Annotated in this window: 29 protein-coding genes; all 29 read right to left on the bottom strand. The window is 33.4% G+C overall.

Annotated elements, in window-relative coordinates; translation table 11 throughout:
- Nucleotides 1–42: 42 nt before the first annotated feature.
- The 29 genes from rplQ to rplD all read right to left on the bottom strand — a co-directional run bounded on the left by rplQ (nt 43) and on the right by rplD (nt 14,353).
- Entirely contained in the window at nt 43–453 is a 411-nt protein-coding gene (rplQ, locus tag MARPI_RS04185; RefSeq protein WP_014296339.1) for a 50S ribosomal protein L17, read from the bottom strand.
- Between the two features lie 5 nt (nt 454–458).
- On the bottom strand, nt 459–1,508 hold the full coding sequence (locus MARPI_RS04190) for a DNA-directed RNA polymerase subunit alpha (RefSeq protein WP_014296340.1): 1,050 nt from the start codon (nt 1,506–1,508) through the stop codon (nt 459–461).
- 89 nt (nt 1,509–1,597) lie between these two features.
- The gene (rpsD, locus tag MARPI_RS04195; protein ID WP_014296341.1) at nt 1,598–2,227 is read right to left on the bottom strand and encodes a 30S ribosomal protein S4; all 630 of its coding nucleotides are present in this window, start codon (nt 2,225–2,227) and stop codon (nt 1,598–1,600) included.
- Between the two features lie 21 nt (nt 2,228–2,248).
- Nucleotides 2,249–2,632 (bottom strand): 30S ribosomal protein S11, encoded by a 384-nt coding sequence (rpsK, locus tag MARPI_RS04200; protein ID WP_014296342.1) that lies wholly within the window; start codon nt 2,630–2,632, stop codon nt 2,249–2,251.
- Between the two features lie 15 nt (nt 2,633–2,647).
- Nucleotides 2,648–3,016, bottom strand: a complete 369-nt coding sequence (gene rpsM / locus MARPI_RS04205; RefSeq protein WP_014296343.1) for a 30S ribosomal protein S13 — start codon at nt 3,014–3,016, stop codon at nt 2,648–2,650.
- A 22-nt stretch (nt 3,017–3,038) separates the two neighbouring features.
- Nucleotides 3,039–3,155: a 50S ribosomal protein L36 gene (rpmJ, locus tag MARPI_RS04210; protein WP_014296344.1), complete on the bottom strand. Its 117-nt coding sequence runs from the start codon at nt 3,153–3,155 to the stop codon at nt 3,039–3,041.
- A 4-nt stretch (nt 3,156–3,159) separates the two neighbouring features.
- Complete coding sequence (infA, locus tag MARPI_RS04215) at nt 3,160–3,411, bottom strand: translation initiation factor IF-1 (protein ID WP_014296345.1); 252 nt, start codon at nt 3,409–3,411, stop codon at nt 3,160–3,162.
- Between the two features lie 19 nt (nt 3,412–3,430).
- The gene (gene map, locus MARPI_RS04220; RefSeq protein WP_014296346.1) at nt 3,431–4,183 is read right to left on the bottom strand and encodes a type I methionyl aminopeptidase; all 753 of its coding nucleotides are present in this window, start codon (nt 4,181–4,183) and stop codon (nt 3,431–3,433) included.
- On the bottom strand, nt 4,180–4,839 hold the full coding sequence (locus tag MARPI_RS04225; RefSeq protein WP_014296347.1) for an adenylate kinase: 660 nt from the start codon (nt 4,837–4,839) through the stop codon (nt 4,180–4,182). Before MARPI_RS04225 ends, map begins: the two co-directional genes overlap by 4 nt.
- A gap of 2 nt (nt 4,840–4,841) precedes the next feature.
- Nucleotides 4,842–6,119 (bottom strand): preprotein translocase subunit SecY, encoded by a 1,278-nt coding sequence (secY, locus tag MARPI_RS04230; RefSeq protein WP_014296348.1) that lies wholly within the window; start codon nt 6,117–6,119, stop codon nt 4,842–4,844.
- Entirely contained in the window at nt 6,119–6,574 is a 456-nt protein-coding gene (rplO, locus tag MARPI_RS04235) for a 50S ribosomal protein L15 (protein ID WP_014296349.1), read from the bottom strand. Before rplO ends, secY begins: the two co-directional genes overlap by 1 nt.
- 13 nt (nt 6,575–6,587) lie before the next feature.
- On the bottom strand, nt 6,588–6,773 hold the full coding sequence (gene rpmD / locus MARPI_RS04240; protein WP_014296350.1) for a 50S ribosomal protein L30: 186 nt from the start codon (nt 6,771–6,773) through the stop codon (nt 6,588–6,590).
- Between the two features lie 3 nt (nt 6,774–6,776).
- Nucleotides 6,777–7,289, bottom strand: coding sequence for a 30S ribosomal protein S5 (rpsE, locus tag MARPI_RS04245; RefSeq protein WP_041638849.1), 513 nt, complete (start codon nt 7,287–7,289; stop codon nt 6,777–6,779).
- Between the two features lie 38 nt (nt 7,290–7,327).
- Nucleotides 7,328–7,690, bottom strand: a complete 363-nt coding sequence (gene rplR, locus MARPI_RS04250) for a 50S ribosomal protein L18 (protein ID WP_014296352.1) — start codon at nt 7,688–7,690, stop codon at nt 7,328–7,330.
- Nucleotides 7,691–7,704: 14 nt separating this feature from the next.
- Complete coding sequence (rplF, locus tag MARPI_RS04255; RefSeq protein WP_014296353.1) at nt 7,705–8,259, bottom strand: 50S ribosomal protein L6; 555 nt, start codon at nt 8,257–8,259, stop codon at nt 7,705–7,707.
- Nucleotides 8,260–8,273: 14 nt separating this feature from the next.
- Nucleotides 8,274–8,678, bottom strand: a complete 405-nt coding sequence (gene rpsH / locus MARPI_RS04260; protein ID WP_014296354.1) for a 30S ribosomal protein S8 — start codon at nt 8,676–8,678, stop codon at nt 8,274–8,276.
- Nucleotides 8,679–8,691: 13 nt separating this feature from the next.
- Complete coding sequence (locus tag MARPI_RS04265; protein WP_014296355.1) at nt 8,692–8,877, bottom strand: type Z 30S ribosomal protein S14; 186 nt, start codon at nt 8,875–8,877, stop codon at nt 8,692–8,694.
- 14 nt (nt 8,878–8,891) lie between these two features.
- Nucleotides 8,892–9,446, bottom strand: a complete 555-nt coding sequence (gene rplE, locus MARPI_RS04270; RefSeq protein WP_014296356.1) for a 50S ribosomal protein L5 — start codon at nt 9,444–9,446, stop codon at nt 8,892–8,894.
- Nucleotides 9,447–9,463: 17 nt separating this feature from the next.
- On the bottom strand, nt 9,464–9,781 hold the full coding sequence (gene rplX, locus MARPI_RS04275; protein ID WP_014296357.1) for a 50S ribosomal protein L24: 318 nt from the start codon (nt 9,779–9,781) through the stop codon (nt 9,464–9,466).
- A gap of 9 nt (nt 9,782–9,790) precedes the next feature.
- Nucleotides 9,791–10,159, bottom strand: a complete 369-nt coding sequence (gene rplN, locus MARPI_RS04280) for a 50S ribosomal protein L14 (RefSeq protein WP_014296358.1) — start codon at nt 10,157–10,159, stop codon at nt 9,791–9,793.
- Nucleotides 10,159–10,461: a 30S ribosomal protein S17 gene (rpsQ, locus tag MARPI_RS04285; RefSeq protein WP_014296359.1), complete on the bottom strand. Its 303-nt coding sequence runs from the start codon at nt 10,459–10,461 to the stop codon at nt 10,159–10,161. The genes rplN and rpsQ overlap by 1 nt, the downstream gene beginning before the upstream one ends.
- A 6-nt stretch (nt 10,462–10,467) precedes the next feature.
- Nucleotides 10,468–10,674: a 50S ribosomal protein L29 gene (rpmC, locus tag MARPI_RS04290; protein ID WP_014296360.1), complete on the bottom strand. Its 207-nt coding sequence runs from the start codon at nt 10,672–10,674 to the stop codon at nt 10,468–10,470.
- Complete coding sequence (rplP, locus tag MARPI_RS04295; protein WP_014296361.1) at nt 10,671–11,099, bottom strand: 50S ribosomal protein L16; 429 nt, start codon at nt 11,097–11,099, stop codon at nt 10,671–10,673. Before rplP ends, rpmC begins: the two co-directional genes overlap by 4 nt.
- Before the next feature lie 22 nt (nt 11,100–11,121).
- Nucleotides 11,122–11,754, bottom strand: a complete 633-nt coding sequence (gene rpsC / locus MARPI_RS04300; RefSeq protein WP_014296362.1) for a 30S ribosomal protein S3 — start codon at nt 11,752–11,754, stop codon at nt 11,122–11,124.
- A gap of 12 nt (nt 11,755–11,766) precedes the next feature.
- Nucleotides 11,767–12,219 (bottom strand): 50S ribosomal protein L22, encoded by a 453-nt coding sequence (gene rplV / locus MARPI_RS04305; RefSeq protein WP_014296363.1) that lies wholly within the window; start codon nt 12,217–12,219, stop codon nt 11,767–11,769.
- Between the two features lie 14 nt (nt 12,220–12,233).
- A complete protein-coding gene (gene rpsS / locus MARPI_RS04310; RefSeq protein WP_014296364.1) occupies nt 12,234–12,518 on the bottom strand; it encodes a 30S ribosomal protein S19 in 285 nt (94 codons plus the stop codon).
- A gap of 17 nt (nt 12,519–12,535) precedes the next feature.
- Nucleotides 12,536–13,360, bottom strand: coding sequence for a 50S ribosomal protein L2 (gene rplB / locus MARPI_RS04315; protein WP_014296365.1), 825 nt, complete (start codon nt 13,358–13,360; stop codon nt 12,536–12,538).
- A gap of 16 nt (nt 13,361–13,376) precedes the next feature.
- Nucleotides 13,377–13,676 (bottom strand): 50S ribosomal protein L23, encoded by a 300-nt coding sequence (gene rplW, locus MARPI_RS04320; protein WP_014296366.1) that lies wholly within the window; start codon nt 13,674–13,676, stop codon nt 13,377–13,379.
- Nucleotides 13,676–14,353 (bottom strand): 50S ribosomal protein L4, encoded by a 678-nt coding sequence (rplD, locus tag MARPI_RS04325; RefSeq protein ID WP_014296367.1) that lies wholly within the window; start codon nt 14,351–14,353, stop codon nt 13,676–13,678. Before rplD ends, rplW begins: the two co-directional genes overlap by 1 nt.
- Nucleotides 14,354–14,361 lie beyond the last annotated feature (8 nt).

Here is a 14,361-nt window from a genome sequence, read left to right on the forward strand (position 1 = left end):
TAATAAAAAATACCGGGCAGTAACTGCCCGGTATTTTTTATATTATTCTGCTTTTTCTTCTTCTTTATTTTCAATGCTTTCTACTAATTGTAATAATGATAATTCTGCTGCATCTCCTCTTCTGTATCCAATCTTTAAGATTCTTGTGTATCCGCCATTTCTATTTTCGAATTTTGGAGCGATTTCATCAACAACTTTGTTTGTGAATCTTCTGTCGTTGAAGTATCTGTTAATCTGTCTTCTTAATGCAACACTTCTATCTTTGTTATCTGTTGTTTTTGCTTCTTTTGCTTTTGTTAAGATTTTTTCTACTAATGGTCTTACTGCCTTTGCTTTTGCTGTTGTAGTAATGATGCTACCGTGTTCAAATACTTCTCTTGCTAAGTTTTTTAATAATGCTTTCCTATGTGAAGCGTATCTGCTTAATTTATTTACCTTTACTCTATGTCTCATGGTTATTAGGCTCCTCCCTTCTGGATCTCGTCATAATCCAACTGGAATTTCTCTTTTAATTCCTTTCTAATTTCATCTAAAGATTTTTTACCGAAGTTTTTGATTTTCATTAATTCATCTGGATCCTTCTTTAATATGTCTCTTACTGTATTGATTTTTTCTCTCTTTAAACAATTTTTTGCTCTTTTGCTTAAATCGAGCTCGTCTATTCTTGTTTCAAGAACTTCAAGACTTACATTTTTAAATTCTTCTTCTACTTCCTGACCAGCAATTTCTTCTGAAACATTTGTTTCCATTGATTCTGGAATAGCTTCAGCTTCTGTTAAATCTATCTCTTCTCTCCATGATGAGTAGATTATATTAAAGTGTTCAATTAATATTTTTGTGGCTTTTACCAATGCTTCTTTCGGATCTATAGATTTTTTTGTCCATACTTCAAGTATTAATTTATCATAGTCTGTTCTTTTTCCAACACGAACTTTTTCTGTGAGATAATTAACTCTAATTACAGGACTATATACACCATCTATATAAATCATTTCAATGTCCTTTGAAAGATCCATTTCTGATGTTGATACAAATCCTTTTCCTACTGTTGCATATAATTCCATTTCAAATTTTTTGTTTGCATTCATTGTTGCAATTTTAAAATCAGGATTTGCAATTTCAATACCTGGTGGTGTAATTATGTCTCCTGCTTTAATTTCTGCTGGTCCCATTTTTTCTATTCTTAAAACTATTGGTTCTTTTAAATTTCCAATGTTATCAAAATCTACAACTTTTAATTCAACTTTTTTAAGGTTAACTGTTATTTCAAGTATATCTTCCTGTACGCCTTCAATTACATCAAATTCGTGTAATTTACCAGGAATTCTTATGCTTGTTATTGCAAGCCCTGGTATTGAGGATAATAATACTCTTCTTAATGCGTTACCTATGGTAACCGCATATCCTCTTTCAAGAGGCGACAGGACAAATCTTCCATATTTGTATTCTAATTCTTCTGATTCTTCTAATGTTTCTAATATCATCTTTTCCGGTTTTACAAATTCCATTCATTACCCCCAATTTAGCTTTCCTAAATTGGAGTGCACCCCCTTTCTTTTTGTTAGGCGCGTTGTTGCGATCATCATACAAACAACTATTATTTTGAGTAAAGCTCGATAATAGCCTGTAAGTCTACTGGTACATCCATTTCGTCTAATGTTGGTAATCTTAAGAATGTTCCTTTAAATGCATTGTAATCTACTTCTATCCAGTCTAACTTTCTGTTTGCCTTTTGAGCTAATTCGATTCCCTGTTTAATTGGTAATGCTGATCTGCTCTTTTCTTTTACTTCAATTACATCTCCTGGTCTAACTCTGTATGATGGTATATCAACTTTTTTACCATTTACAAGGAAGTGACCATGTCTTACTAATTGTCTTGCTGTTCTTCTGTTTACTGCAAAACCCATTTGATATACAACATTGTCAAGTCTTGTTTCTAAAACTCTCATTAAGTTTTCTCCTGTGTTACCTTCTTTTCTTGATGCTTCCTCAAAGTATCTTCTGAATTGTCTTTCTAATACACCATAAATTCTTTTTAAAGCCTGCTTTGATCTTAATTGCATTCCATATTGTGTTGGTTTTTTAGCCTGTTTTCCGTGCTGACCTGGTGCGTATGGTCTTTTTGCAATTGCACATTTATCTGTATAACATCTTTCGCCTTTTAAGTATAATTTAAATCCTTCTCTTCTACAAAGTTTACAAAGAGATCCTATATATCTTGCCATTACATTCCCTCCTCTTTGGCCTTACATTCTTTTTCTTTTCTTTGGTCTACAACCGTTATGAGGTATTGGAGTTTTATCTTTTATATTTTCAATTGCCAATCCTGCTGCTTGTAAGGTTCTTATTGCTGATTCTCTTCCAGCTCCTGGTCCTTTTACATATACATCAAGTCTTTTTACACCATATTTTAAAGCTTCTTTTGCAACTTTATCTGCTGCTAACTGTGATGCATATGGTGTTCCTTTCTTTGTTCCTGAAAAACCAGCTGTTCCTCCACTTGCCCAGAATAATGTATTTCCTGCTGGATCTGTTAAAGTGATAATTGTGTTATTGAATGTTGATTGAATATGCACAACTGCTTTTTCAAGAGATATCTTCTTTTTCTTTTGTGCTGATCTTCTAGCCATTGCTAAACCTCCTTATTACTTTTTCTTACCGATTTTTGAAGGTCTTGGACCTTTTCTGGTTCTTGCATTTGAATGTGTTTTTTGTCCTCTTACTGGTAATCCATTCTTATGTCTGTAACCTCTGTATGATCCGATTTCAATTAATCTTGAAATATTTTTCTGAATTTCCTGTCTTAATTCACCTTCAACAAGGTAATGTTCGTTGATGAAATGTGTAATTTTACTGATTTCATCATCTGTTAATTCTTTTGCTCTTTTGTCAGGATCAATTCCTGTTGATTCTAATATTTCCATTGCTCTGTGTCTTCCTATACCATAAATATATGTAAGAGCAATGAATAACTTCTTGTTGTTTGGTACTTCAACACCCAAAATACGTGGCATTCAACTTTCCCTCCTTTAAAAATTATCCCTGTCTTTGGTTGTGTTTAGGATTCTTTGAACAAATTACCCAAACTCTTCCTTTTCTTCTGATAACTCTACAGTGTTCACATCTTTTTTTAACTGAGGCTCTTACCTTCATTTGCTCATTCCTCCTCGCTGCTTGGATTTTTCTTTATTCTTTCTCTTCTTATTATTCTTCCTCTGTTTAAATCATATATTGATACTTCAACTATCACTCTATCTCCTGGAACTAATCTTATAAAGTTTTTTCTCATTTTTCCAGAAATATGTGCCAATATTTTATGACCATTATCCAATTCCACTCTAAAAGTAGCATTTGGTAATGACTCAACAATATGACCTTCCATTACAATAACATCATCTTTTTTTGCCACGATAATCACCTCTCGGGCCTTAATCTAATTTTGTTAATACTTCAGGACCATTTTCTGTTACTACAAGACTGTTTTCATAATGTGCAGATAATGAGCCATCTGCTGTTACTGCTGTCCAACCATCATCAAGCACTTTTACTCGCCAATCTCCCATAGAAACCATAGGTTCAATAGCAAATGTCATGTTTTTTCTAATTAATGGTCCTTTTCCTTTTACACCATAATTAGGAATTTGTGGATCTTCATGTAATTTTCGACCTACACCATGTCCTACATACTCTTTTATTATTGAAAATCCCTGAGACTCTACATATGTTTGTATCGCGTTACCTATATCGCCTATCCTGTTTCCAGGTCTTGCCTGCTCAATTCCAAGCCAGAATGATTTTTCTGTAACTTCAACGAGCTTTCTCACTTCTTCTGGAACTTCTCCGATTATAAACGTTCTTGCGGCATCTGCTATGTATCCGTCTAATGTAAGTCCCATATCAATTGAAACTATATCTCCATTTTTAAATACTTTTTCTTTTGTAGGGAATCCGTGAACGATTTCTTCATTTACAGAAATACATGTTGCATATGGAAAACCTGCATAACCTTTAAATGTAGGAATAAATCCTTTTTCTTTCATATAGCTATTTACAAATTTTTCTACCTCATATGCGCTGGATCCCTCAACAACTAAATCCTTTATTTTCTCAAAGAGGATAGCGAGCTGCCTTCCAGCTCGCCTCATTTTATCTACTTCTGAATTAGTTTTTATTAATATCATACTATCCCTTCCAATATATTAAACACTTTTTTTGTAACTATTTCTACCGTACCACTGCCGTCAATCGTAAAGAAATTGTTATTTTTCATATAAAATTGTATTACAGGATATGTTTTTTCCATATAAACTTTGTATCTATCTCTTACTACATCTTCTTTATCATCATCTCTCTGGATTAACTGCGTTCCACATTCATCACAGATATTATCAACTTTAGGTTTTAATGTGATAAGATTGTAGATTTTACCGCATTTTGGACAGATTCTTCTGTTTGTAATCCTTTTTACAACTGTTTCTACATCTACTTCGAAATATAATGATGCAGTAATTGGATTTTTTATTTCTTCAAGTAATTTTTCCAATCCTTCTGCCTGCGGTAATGTTCGCGGAAATCCATCAAGAATAAATCCCTTTTCTACATCTTTTTGCTGTAATCTGTTTTTAATTACTTCGAGCATTATTTCATCTGATACAAGCTGGCCTTTTTCAAGAATTTCTTTTACTTTATTACCAAGCTCGCTACCAGAAGCAACTTCTGCTCTTAACATATCTCCAGTGGATATGTGGGGAATTCCATATTTTTTTGAAACCTCTTTAGCTATGGTTCCTTTTCCAGCTCCCGGAGGTCCAAAGAATAAAAGGTTTAATTTAGACATTATTATCTCCTCCCGCGGAGTTTCCCCTTCTTCATAAATCCTTCATACTGTCTTGTGATCATGTGTGCTTCAATCTGCTGCATTATATCAAGGGCAACCCCAACTGAAATAAGTGCTGAAGTTCCACCAATCCAGATATTTACACCTGCTGCACTTCTGATTAAGTATGGTAATAATGAGATAATTACAAGGAATACTGCACCAATAAATGTAACTCTCATCATTGTTTTTGTTATGTAATCTGATGTTGGTTTTCCAGGTCTAATTCCTGGTATAAATCCACCATATTTTTTGATGTTTTCTGAAATGTCGTTTGGATCAATAACAACTGAATTATAGAAATATGCAAAGAAGAATATTAAAATTGCATATAATACAAGATATAATGGTGTTCCATAACCAAACCATTTGCTTACCCAACCTGCACCTGTTGCTGTTGCAAGCATTGATGGTAATGTCATAATTGCTGAAGCAAAGATAATTGGTAAAACTCCTCCACCATTAACCTTTATTGGTATGTATGTTGATGCTCCACCATAAATCTTGTTTCCTACAACTCTTTTTGCATATTGAACGTTTATTCTTCTTTCTGATGTCTGTAAGTAAATTGTACCAATTACAACTGCAATTGCAATAATTATAAGTACTATCCATTCAAATACGCTTAATCTTCCAACAAAACCACTTGCTATGTACTGTGGATATCTTGCAACAATACCTGCAAAGATCAATACAGAAATACCATTACCTATACCTTTTTCTGTTATCATTTCACCTAACCATAATAAGAACATTGTACCTGCAACAATAGAAATTGTTGAAACAATTAAGAATACAAAATAATTTAAATTTGCTGCTCTATAAGCAGAAACACCCATAGAGAGGAATAAACCTTGAAGGATAGCAAGACCTAATGTTACCTGTCTTGTTAACTTTCCAAACTTTTTCCTTCCCTCTTCCCCTTCTTTCAACATTTCTTTCAAACTTGGTATTACAGATGACAATAACTGTAATATAATCGATGCATTAATATATGGTGTAACACTTAAAACAAATATAGAAAATTGTTTTAAAGCACCACCAGCAAATATATCAAAAAAACTTATTAATCCCTGTGATGATGTTCCAAGTCCAGCTAAAAAGCTTTCCCATCTTGCTAAATCTATTCCAGGAATAGGTATATAAATACCAACCCTGAATGCAATAAGTGCTAACAATGTAAATATAATACGATCCCGGAGTTCCGGGATCTTCCACATATTTTTAAATGCATCTTTCATTATTCGATCACCTCGACCTTACCGCCGGCTGATACTATTTTTTCCTGTGCTTTTTTACTAAATGCATGTGCTTTTACTGTTAATGGTTTTGTTAATTCTCCATTTCCGAGAATTTTTACACCATCATTTAACTTCTTTAATATTCCTTTTTCAAGTAATTTTTCTGGTGTAACTTCTTCATTTGCTTCAAATCTGTTTTCTAAAACTGATACATTTACTATTGCATATACCTTTTTGAAAGGTGCATTTGTAAATCCGTATTTTGGAATTCTTCTGAATAATGGTGTTTGACCACCTTCAAAACTTGGTCTTACTTTACCTTTACCTCTTGATTTTTGACCTTTGTGTCCTTTACCTCCAGTTTTTCCTAACCCAGAGCTCCATCCTCTTCCGGTTCTCTTTGCTACTTTTCTTGATCCTTCGGCGGGTCTTAAATCAGATATTTTAAGAGACATCTTTGCTACCCCCTCATTCTTCAATTTCTTCAACTGTTACAAGATGTTGAACTTTTCTTATCATTCCTCTTATTTCTGGTCTATCTTCTTTTACTACTACCTGATTTGTCTTTCTCAATCCTAAGGCATCTAAGGTGGCGAGTTGTCTGTAATTCTTACCCGCTCTTCCTCTTACTAATTTTATTTTTAACTTAGCCATTTATTATCCCTCCTTATGGGCACCCTGGAATACCTTTGTTACACTCAAATCTCTGAGTTCTGCATATTCTTTTGGTGATTTTAATTCTTTCAATCCGTTTAATGTAGCTTTTGCTAAATTAATTGATGTTGTTGAACCCAATGCTTTTGAAAGGATATTGTGTACTCCTGCTAATTCAACAACTGCACGAACTGCTGCAGAAGCAATAATACCTGTACCAGGTCCAGCTGGTTTTAAAAGCACTTTTGAAGCATCCTGTCTTCCAAATACTTCATGTGGGATTGTTCCATTTTTTACAGGAACTTCTATCATATTTTTCTTTGCATTTTGAATTGCTTTTCTTATTGCTTGTGGAACTTCTCTTGCATTTCCACTTCCTACTCCAACTTTACCATTTCTGTTACCTACTACAGCTACAACCCTGAATGATATATTTTTACCACCAGTTGTAACTTTTGTAACTCTTCTAATTTCTATTATTCTTTCTTCAAATTCTTCAGCAGCTGCTGAAGCCATTAAATTTTTATCTAAGGCCATTATCTGTCAACACCTCCTTAAAACTCGAGACCTGCTTCACGTGCAGCATCTGCTAATGCTTTTACTTTTCCGTGATATTTGAAGCCGCCTCTGTCAAATGCTACTTTAGCAATACCTTTTTCTTTTGCTCTTTTAGCAACTAATTTTCCTACTTCTTTTGCTGCATCAATGTTCCATGTCTTTTCAAGATTTAATTCTTTATCTAAAGTAGAAGCAGCTGCCAATGTATGTCCTTTTGTATCATCTATAATTTGAACATAAATATGTTTATTGCTTTTGAAAACTACCATTCTTGGTCTTTCAGGAGTTCCAAAAACTTTTCTTCTAACCCTTAAATGTCTTTTTCTTCTTAATTTTTTTCTTGGTGTGGGTTTAATCATCTGGTCAGCCTCCCTTAAACTTTCTTACCTTGTTTTCTAATGATTACCTCGCCAACATATTTGATACCTTTTCCAGAGTATACATTTGGTTTTCTAAATCTCTTAATTTTTGCTGCAACTTCACCAACTAAGTATTTGTCAATTCCTTTTACAATTACTTTATTTGGTGCTGGTACTTCAATTGTTATTCCTTCTGGTGGAATATATTCTATTGGATGTGAGTAACCAAGTTCTAATACTAATGTTGAACCCTGTAATTTTGCTCTGTATCCAATACCAATAATTTCTAATTCTTTTGTGAATCCTTCTGTTACACCTTTAATCATATTTTTAACAAGTGATGCATATGTACCCTGGAACATATTGATTTTCTTTGCATCACTTTTTCTTTTCATTGCTGATTCATTACCTTCTACTTTTATTTTATTATCTTCAATTACGAATTTTACATATGGTAAATATTCCTGTGTTAATTCACCTTTAGGGCCTTTTACTTTAATTTCTTTTTCGTTTACTGTCACTTCTACCCCATTTGGTATATCTATTGGATTTTTTGATATACGTGACATTTATTCAGCACCTCCTACCAAACGTAACAAATTAATTCTCCACCGACTCCGAGTTCTCTTGCTTCTTTGTCGGTAAGAACACCTTTTGAAGTTGAGATTATTGATATTCCCATTCCACCTTTTACAACTGGAATTTTATCTTTTGATACATATACTCTTCTACCTGGTTTTGATACTCTTATTATGCTCTGAATTACTCTTTGTCTGTTCTTTCTGTCACCTTTGTATTTTAACTGTATTTTTAATATACCCTGTTTTCCATCTTCGATAAATTTATAATCTGCAATATAACCTTCTCTTTTTAATATTTCAGCTATATTTCTCTTTAAGTTTGATGCTGGAACTTCTACACTTTCTTTCATAACAAGGTTTGCATTTCTTATTCTTGTAAGCATATCTGCTACGGGATCACTCCACATTAAGATTCCCTCCTTACCAACTTGCCTTTTTAACGCCTGGTAATTTTCCTTCCAAGGCTAATTTTCTGAAACATACTCTACATAAACCGAATTCTCTATATACAGCTCTTGGTCTTCCACAAACTATACATCTTGAATATTCTCTTGTCTTATATTTTTTTGGTTTTTTCCATCTTGCAACCATTGATTTTTTTGCCATTATTTACCTCCTCCTTAATCTCTCTTGAAAGGGAAGCCCATTAATTGAAGGAGTTTTCTTGCTTCCTCATCTGTCTTTGCAGTTGTAACAATAGTAATATCCATACCCTGTACTCTTTTTACCTGGTCTGGTTTTAATTCTGGGAAAACTAATTGTTCTGTTAACCCAAATGTGTAATTTCCTCTTCCATCAAAGCTATTTGGATTCATACCTCTGAAGTCCCTTAATTTTGGGAAAATTATATTAATTAATTTGTAGAGGAAGTTGTACATTTTCATGCTTCTTAATGTTACTTTTGCACCAATAGGCATTCCTTCTCTTAATTTGAAGTTAGCAACACTCTTTTTTGCTCTTGTAACTACAGCTTTTTGGCCTGTAATTATTGATAATTCCTGAGCGTGTTTTTCAACTACATCAGCGTTTCTTGAGCCCTCACCAATACCCATATTCACAACAATTTTTACGATTTTTGGTACTTCATGAATGTTTTTGTATCCAAATTCTTTCATGAGGGCTGGAACTACTTCTTTTTCATATTTATCTTTTAAAGGTATAAATTCGTATCTCATTATCTATTCCTCCCTCATTAAACCTTATCTATGATTTCGTTACATTTTCTGCAAACTCTAACCTTTTTGCCTTCTTCGAGAACCCTGTAACCAACTCTTGTTGGTTTTCCGCAGTTTGGACAAACAACCATTACTTTATTTGCATATATTGGTGCTGGTTGTTCGATAATTCCACCTTCTCTTAACTGCTGTGTTGGTCTCTGATGTTTCTTTACAATATTTACATTTTCTACAATAATTTTATTTAATTTAGGCATTACTCTTAAAACTTTACCTTCTTTACCTTTATCTTTACCAGATATTACTCTTACTAAATCGCCTTTTTTTACTTTCATGCTCTCACCTCACCATACTTCTTGTGCAAGAGATGCTATTTTTGTGTAACCTGCTTCTCTTACTTCTCTAGCAATTGGTCCAAACACACGTGTTCCAACAGGCATATTGTTTTTATCTATTAAAACAGCTGCATTTTCATCGAATCTAATATGTGAACCATCTTTTCTTCTGATTTCTTTTTTTGTTCTAACTATTACAGCTTTTACAACCTGACCTTTTTTTATGTCTGTGTGAGGAATAGCTTCTCTTACTGAACATACTACAACGTCGCCTACTGTTCCTACTGATTTATGAAATCCACCTAATACTCTTATTACTCTTAATACTTTTGCTCCAGAATTATCTGCAGCTCTTAAATATGACTCAGTCTGTATCATTATGCGTCACCCCCAACTTCTTCCACTGTTTCGGGTGTTTCATTATTTTTTTCCGCAAAAATGTTCTTTTCAACAATTCTTACAACTTTCCATGTTTTTGTTTTTGAATATGGTCTTGATTCTTCTATTTCTACTATATCTCCAATACCACATTCATTGTTTTCATCATGAGCATGGAATTTCTTTGATTTCTTAACGAACTTTTTATATATAGGATGTTTTATTCTTCTTTCAACTTTAACAACAACTGTTTTATCCATTTTGTCGCTAACAACTTCGCCTATTAATGTTTTTTTAGGCATTACTCATTACCTCCTTATACCCAATTCCCTTTGTCTGAGAATTGTTTTTATTCTTGCTATGTCTCTTCTTACCATTTTTATGGAAGCAGTATTTTTTATCTGACCTAATTCGTGTTGGAATCTCATTTCAAATAATTTTTTCTTTGCTTCTTCTAATTTTGTTTTTAATTCTTCATCTGTTAAGTTGATTAATTCAGCTACTTGTTTCTTCATTTTGCTTCCCCCCTTATATGGTACCTGGGTACTATTTTTGTCTTGATTGGTAATTTTGTTGCTGCGTATTCTAATGCTTCTTTTGCTAATTCTTCAGATGTTCCAGCAATTTCAAATAAAACCTTTCCTGGTTTTACTACTGCTACCCATCCTTCTACGTCACCTTTACCTTTTCCCATTCTTGTTCCAATTCCTTTTGATGTAATTGGTTTATCAGGGAATATTTTAATCCATATTTTACCGTTTCTTTTTAATGTTCTAACCATTGCTAACCTACATGCTTCTATTTGTTGTGAAGTAATCATTGCTGGTTCTAATGCTTTTAAACCCCATTCGCCAAAGTCAACTAATGTTCCGCCTTTGGCTTTACCTTTCATTGTACCTCTTTGTATTTTTCTATATTTATATCTTTTTGGCATTAACATTTACATCACGCCCTCCTTTAGTTCATAACTGAGTGTCGCCTTTATAAACCCAAACTTTTATTCCGATAGTTCCAGATAATGTTTGTGCTTCAGCAGTTCCGTAATCAATGTCTGATCTCAATGTTTGTAAAGGTAATCTTCCTTCCATATACCATTCAGTTCTTGCGATTTCAGCACCGTTTAATCTTCCTGAAACCATTATTTTAATTCCTTTTGCTCCTCTTTTTAATGCTGCTGAAATTGCTCTTTTCATTGCTCTCTTATATGATGCCCTTTTAACAATCTGGCCAGCAATGTTTTCTGCAATTAATACAGCGTTTGTTTGAGGATTTCTAATTTCGTCTATGTTAATTCTTACGTTTCTATCATTTACCATGCCTTCAATTTCTTTTTTCAATGCCTGAATTTCTGCACCTTTTCTTCCAATAATTATTCCAACTCTTACTGCTTTTATTGTTATGTTTATTTGTGTTGAAGAAGGTCTTTCAATTAATATATCTCCAATTCCTGCTTCATAATATTTTTGTTTTATGTAATCTCTTATTTTTAAATCTTCTTTTAAATATTCTGCATAATTATCTTCACTAAACCAGTTTGCTTTCCATGGTTTTGATATTCCTAACCTGAAACCATATGGATGTACTTTTTGACCCACGGATATTCCACCTCACTTCTGAGATTTTAACTCTTTTTCTTTTTGTCTGTCTCTAACAACAACGGTAATGTGTGACATTCTCTTTAAAAGAATATCAGCTCTTCCTCTTCCTCTTGGCCAAAGTCTTTTCATTCTTGGACCATCATTTACATATACTTCTGCAACATATAAATCGTCTGCATTTAAGCCAAAATTGTTTTCTGCATTAGCAATAGCAGATACTAATACTTTATATGTTAATCTTGCAGCTTTTTTAGGGCTGAACATTAATATCTGTAATGCTTCATCAACATTTTTTCCTCTTATTGCATTTATTACTGATCTTGCTTTTTTAGGAGATATTCTTAAGTATTTTGCTGTTGCTTTTGCTTCAATTTTTGGCTGTGCTGCTTCAGCTTCTTTTCTTAATCTATGATAAACTGACCTTTTTAACCTTTTACCATCTTGAACTCTTGATACAGCCATGATTACGTCCCTCCTCATTTCACCTTGCCTTTTTTAGCCTTTTTATCAGCGTGACCACCAAATCTTCTTGTTGGTGCAAATTCACCTAATCTATGTCCAATCATGTGTTCTGTTATATAAACAGGTATATGTTTCATTCCATTATGTACAGCAATTGTATGTCCTATCATTTCTGGTAATATCATTGAAGCTCTGCTCCAAGTCTTTATTACTTTCTTTTCTCCTTTTTCATTCATTTCTCTTATCTTTTTCAACAGACTTGGGTGTACATAAGGCCCTTTCTTTAAAGATCTACTCACTAACAGCACCCCCTAGGTTACTTTTTTCTTCTTCTTACAATAAATTTATCTGATTTTCTCTTTCCACGTCTTGTTTTGTATCCTTTTGCAGGTGTTCCCCAAGGACTTCTTGGAATATGACCTTTACTTGCACCTTCACCACCACCCATTGGGTGATCAACTGGGTTCATAGCCATACCTCTAACGTGTGGTCTTCTTCCTAACCATCTTGTTCTACCTGCTTTACCGAATACTTCGTTTATATGATCTTCATTTCCAACCATACCTATTGTTGCCATACCTTTAATGTGAACTTTTCTTAATTCACTTGAAGGCATTCTTAATAATGCGTATTTTCCTTCTTTTGCCATTAATTGTGCATATGTTCCTGCTGATCTTGCAATCTTTGCACCTTTTCCAGGTTCAAATTCTATATTATGAACTATTGTACCCACAGGAATATTTTCTAATGGCAATGCATTACCTGGCTTAATTTCTGCATCTGGTCCTGAAACTAATGTTTCTCCAACCTTAACTCCTTTTGGAGCAAGAATATATCTCTTTTCACCATCTGCATATACTAATAATGCAATTCTTGCGCTTCTGTTTGGATCGTATTCTATAGATACAACTTTTGCAGGTACCCCAAATTTATCTCTTTTGAAGTCAATAACCCTGTATCTTCTTTTGTGTCCGCCACCTCTATGTCTCATGGTAACTCTTCCATAAGAGTTTCTACCACCAGTTTTTTTGAGAGGCTTTATCAATGATTTTTCTGGGGTATCCTTTGTAATTTCTGAGAAATCTGTGATTATCATAAATCTCCTGGAAGGAGTTATTGGCTTAAACTTTTTAAGACCCATTTCAGCTCACCTCTCCTTATAAATTACCTTGAAGCTCTTTTATTACATATCCTTCAGCTAACTTAACAATAGCTTTTTTCCATGATCTTGTTTTACCTTCAAATCTTCCCAATCTCTTTGGTTTTGGTTTTACATTCATTGTATAAACCTTTTCAACCTTTACATTAAATAATTCCTCAACAGCTTTTTTTATTTCAGGCTTTGTTGCATCTTTAGCTACTTCAAATGTATATTTGCCCTCGCCCATTAATAAGTATGTTTTTTCTGTGAGGACCGGCCTTATAACAACGTCATAATTAAATTCTTTTTTAACCATCAGCCGAGCACCTCCTCGATCTTTGCTACTGTATCTTTTGTAAGGATTACTTTTTCGTTGTTTATTATGTCGAATACATTTAATCCATCTACATTCACTTTTTTACCATCTTTACCCTGATTTGGATTATCAGCAATTATAACCTTTACTGTTGGAATATTTTTTGCTGATAATTTTACATTAATATATCCATCTTTTTTCCAAGGTAATACTACTAATGTTTTTGTGTTTTCAAATCCGAAGTTCTTTAATACTTCTTTCATAGATTTTGTTCTTGGTTTTTCAAATGTCAAGTCATCTATTACAATAAGATTATTTTCTTTTACCCTTACACTTAATGCTGATTTTAATGCTAATCTTTTCATTTTCTTTGTTAATTTTTTTGACCAATCTCTTGGTTTTGGTCCAAATGTAACTCCACCGTGTCTCCATAATGGTGACCTTATTGATCCTGCCCTTGCTCTTCCTGTATGTTTCTGTGACCAAGGTTTTCTTCCGCCACCTCTAACTTCTGCTCTTGTTTTTGTTGAAGCGGTTCCTCTTCTTCTATTTGCTAACTGCATATCTACATATCTGTATAACAAGTCTGTGTTTGGTTCAATTGCAAATATTGAATCTTTTACATCAATTGTACCTATCTTTTCACCTTTAACTGAATAAAGGTCTAACTGAGCCATTTCTTCTT

It is taken from the genome of Marinitoga piezophila KA3 (assembly GCF_000255135.1).
GTDB lineage: Bacteria > Thermotogota > Thermotogae > Petrotogales > Petrotogaceae > Marinitoga > Marinitoga piezophila.